The sequence below is a fragment of the Micromonospora sp. NPDC049048 genome (genome assembly GCF_043197615.1).
In the GTDB taxonomy this organism is placed as follows: domain Bacteria; phylum Actinomycetota; class Actinomycetes; order Mycobacteriales; family Micromonosporaceae; genus Micromonospora.
The window spans coordinates 1-4,294 of record NZ_JBICTM010000025.1; the positions used below are offsets into that span (position 1 = coordinate 1).

Sequence of the window (4,294 nt, forward strand, 5' to 3'; positions counted from 1 at the left end):
ACCGCCAACCCGTCCAGGAACGCATTACCCGCCGCATACGCCGACTGACCCGGCGAACCGAGCACACCCGCCACCGACGAGAACACCACGAACAAGTCAAGGTCCAGCGACGCCGTCGCCTCGTGCAGGAACCAACCCGCCGACACCTTCGGCGCCAACACCCCCGTCAGCCGCTCGGCCGTCAGCCCCTCCACGACCCCGTCGTCCAGGACACCGGCGGTGTGCACCACACCCGCCAGGCGTTCCCCGACGGCGACCTCGGCCACCAGGCCGAACACCTGGTCCCGGTCCGTCACGTCACACGCGACGACCCGCACCGACGCACCCAACGCCGACAGCCGCTCCGACAGCCCGCCCGCACCGGCGGCCTCCGGACCACGCCGCGACACGAGCACCAGCGACCGCACCCCGTGCACCGACACCAGATGCTCCGCCACCAGCGCACCGAGCGCACCCGTACCACCGGTCACCAGCACCGCACCATCACCCACGGTCGGCGACTCCGCCGCCGTGATGCCGGCCCGGACCAGCCGCGGCGAGTACACCGCGCCCCTGCGGACCGCCACCTGGCCGCCGGTCGCGGCCGGTTCCCGCAGGACGCCGTCCAGCAGGGCCACCAGCGCGGCGTCCAGCTCGCCGTCGACGTCCGCGAGGACGATCCGACCCGGGTGCTCCGACTGCGCGGAGCGCAGCAGACCCCACACCGCCGCAGCGGCCAGGTCGGTCACCCGGTCCTCGTCACCGGTCGACACGGCACCTCGGGTCACCACCACGAGCCGCGAGTCGGTCAGCGCGTCGGCCGCCAGCCAGGACTGCACCGTCGCCAGCAGGTCGGAGGTCACCGCCCGGACGGACTCCGGCGTCTCCGCCGCCGACGCGGACGTGGTCAGCATCGGAAGCAGCACCGCCCGGGGGACGGACTCCTCCCCCGCGACCGTCGCCACGTCGGGGTACGCGGGCATTCCGGCCGGTGCCGCCAGCTCCCGGCCGCCGGTCAGCAGCGCCCATCCGGAAGGCTCTCCGGCGGACGTGGCCTCCACGGCCGGCCACCGCAGCTCGAACAGCGACCGCGATGCCACGCCCGGCGCGGTCACCCCGGTCAGCTCCCGCAGGGCGAGGGAGTCCACCGACACCACCGGGGCGCCCGCCGCGTCGTACGCCACCAGCCGCAGCCCGGAACCGTTGCGGGTCAGGCGCACCCGCAGGGTCCCCGCGCCTGCGGCGTACACCTGCACGCCCTCGAACGCGAACGGCACCCGTGGGCCGGCCGACTCGTCGCCACCCAGCAGCAGCCCGATCGGGTGCAGGGCGGCGTCCAGCAGTGCCGGGTGCACGCCGAATCCGACGTTCTCCGTCGCGGTGGCCTCCGGCAGCACCACCTCGGCGAACACCTCGCCACCGCTGGCCCAGGCACGCCGGAGCCCCTGGAAGACCGGCCCGTACGTCAGACCGTGCTCCGCGAGCGTCGCGTACCACTCCGTCAGGTCCGCTTCGGACGCCGCAGCGGGCGGCCAGGCGATCGGGTCGGGCTCGTCGGCGGTGGCCGGCTCCAGCACGCCCTCCGCGTGCCGCGTCCAGCCCGCCTCGGGATCGTCGTCGGGGCGGGAGTAGACGGCGACGGCGCGGTACGCGGAGTCGCCGGCGGCATCCACCCGCACCTGGATCCGTACGCCCCCGCTTCCGGGGAGCAGCAGCGGGGCGGCCATGGTCAGCTCCCGCAGCCGGGAGAGGCCCACCTCGTCGCCGGCCCGCACGGCCAGCTCGACCAGGGCGGTGCCCGGGACCAGCGTCAGTCCGGAGACCGTGTGGTCCGCCAGCCAGGGGTGTGTGGCCAGGGAGAGCCGGCCCGTCAGCACCATCTCGTCGTCGCCGGCCAGGTCCACCGCCGCGCCGAGCAGCGGATGCTCGGTGCGGCCGAGCCCGGCCCCGGACACGTCGCCCGTACGCGCCCGGTTGGCGGCGGGCCAGTAGCGCTGGTGCTGGAAGGCGTACGTGGGCAGGTCCACCCGCCGCGCGCCGCTGTCGGTGAACCACTGCCGCCAGGACACCGGAACCCCGTGCACGTGCACCTCGGCCAGGGCGTGCAACAGCGCCTGCGCCTCCGGGCGGTCCCGACGCTGCACCGCGACAGCCAGCACAGCGTCGTCGTCGGGCAGCACGTCGGCGGCCATCGCGGTCAGCACGCTCTGCGGCCCGACCTCCAGGAACGTGTCCACACCGGCGCTCCGCAGGGCGGTAACGCCGTCGGCGTAGCGGACCGCCTCCCGCACGTGCCGCACCCAGTAGTCGGGAGTGCGGATCTCGTCGACCTCAGCGAGTGCCCCGGTCACGTTCGACACGATCGGCAGCAGCGGCGCTTCAAGAGTCAGCCCGGACAGGACCGTGCGGAACTCGTCGAGCATCGGCTCCATGAGCGGGCTGTGGAACGCGTGGCTGACGGTCAACCGGCGCGTGCGGACACCCCGCTCGCGCCAGACCCGCTCCACCTCGTCCAGCGCCTCGACGGCACCGGACACCACCACGGCCGCCGGACCGTTGACCGCCGCGATGCCGACGCGGTCCGTCAGCCCCGTGAGAGACTCCGCCACCGCCGCCTCGTCGGCGGCCACCGCCAGCATCCCGCCACCCGACGGCAACGCCTGCATCAGGCGACCCCGCGCCGCGACAAGCTGACACGCGTCGGCCAGGGACAACACGCCCGCGACATGCGCGGCCGTCACCTCGCCGATCGAGTGACCGGCGAGCATGTCCGGCACGATCCCGAACGACTCCACAAGACGGAACAGCGCCACCTCGACCGCGAACAGGCCCGCCTGGGTGAAGACAGTCTGGTCCAGCAACTCCGCTTCAGCGGAACCGGCCGACGCGAACAACACCTCCCGCAACGGACGCGGCAGCAACGAATCCAGCTGCCCACACACCTCGTCCAGGGCAGCCGCGAACACCGGGAACTCGCCGTACAACTCCCGACCCATGCCCGCACGCTGCGCGCCCTGACCCGAGAAGAGCAGGGCGAGTTGGCCCCGCTGCCCGGCGGCGCCGGAGACGACCGTACCGACGGGTTCCCCGCCGGCGAGGGCGGTCAACGCCGCGACCAGGTCGTCCCGGCCGGCGGCGGTCACGACCGCCCGGTGCTCCAGCGCGGGTCGGGTGGTGACCGAGGACCAGGCGACGTCCAGCGGACGCAGCGCCTCGTCGGCAGCGAGCCAGCCCGCCCACCGACCCGCCTGCGCCGACAACGCCGCATCGGAACGGGCCGACAGCAACACCGGCACCACCGGCGGCACGTCGCTGGCGACGACCTCGCCCTCGACCACCTCAGCCGGCGGCTGCTCAATGATCACATGCGCGTTCGTACCGGAGATCCCGAACGACGACACCGCCGCCCGACGCGGCCGACCCACCGCCGGCCACGGCGTGGGCTCCGTCGCGAGAGCCACCGCCCCGGCCGACCAGTCGATGTGCGGAGACGGCTCGTCCACGTGCAGGGTCGGCGGCACGAGACCGTGCCGCATCGCCAGCACCATCTTGATCACACCAGCCACACCGGCAGCCGCCTGCGTGTGCCCGATGTTCGACTTCACCGACCCGAGCAACAGCGGCCGATCCTGCGGACGCTCCTGCCCGTACGTCGCCAACAGCGCCTGCGCCTCGATCGGGTCACCCAAGGTCGTGCCGGTGCCGTGCGCCTCCACCGCGTCGACATCGGCCGGAGTCAGCCGCGCGTTGGCGAGAGCCTGGTGGATCACCCGCTGCTGCGAGGGACCGTTCGGCGCCGTCAAACCGTTCGACGCACCGTCCTGGTTGACGGCAGTGCCGCGCACCACCGCCAGCACGCGGTGCCCGTTGCGCTGGGCGTCGGAGAGCCGCTCCACCAGGAGCACACCGACGCCTTCGGACCAGCCCGTGCCGTCGGCGGACGCCGCGAACGACTTGCACCGGCCGTCCTGCGACAGACCACGCTGACGCGAGAACTCGATGAACGTCCCCGGCGTCGCCATCACCGTCACACCACCGGCCAGCGCGAGGTCGCACTCGCCGCTGCGCAACGCCTGCGCGGCAAGATGCAACGCCACCAGCGACGACGAACACGCCGTGTCGACGGTGACCGCCGGGCCTTCGAGCCCGAACGTGTACGCGACCCGGCCCGACAGCACGCTGCCCGACGTACCCGTGCCGACGAAGCCCTCGGCGTCCGGCGGCAGGTCCATGAGGCGGGAGGCGTAGTCGTGGTACATGACGCCGGCGAAGACACCCGTCCGGCTGCCCCGCAACCGCGACGGGTCCAGACCCG

Annotated in this window: 1 protein-coding gene; it reads right to left on the reverse strand. The window is 73.6% G+C overall.

Annotated elements, in window-relative coordinates; translation table 11 throughout:
- Positions 1 to 4,294: SDR family NAD(P)-dependent oxidoreductase (locus ACGFIG_RS30660; protein WP_393008859.1), on the reverse strand; the 4,294-nt coding region annotated here is incomplete at both ends.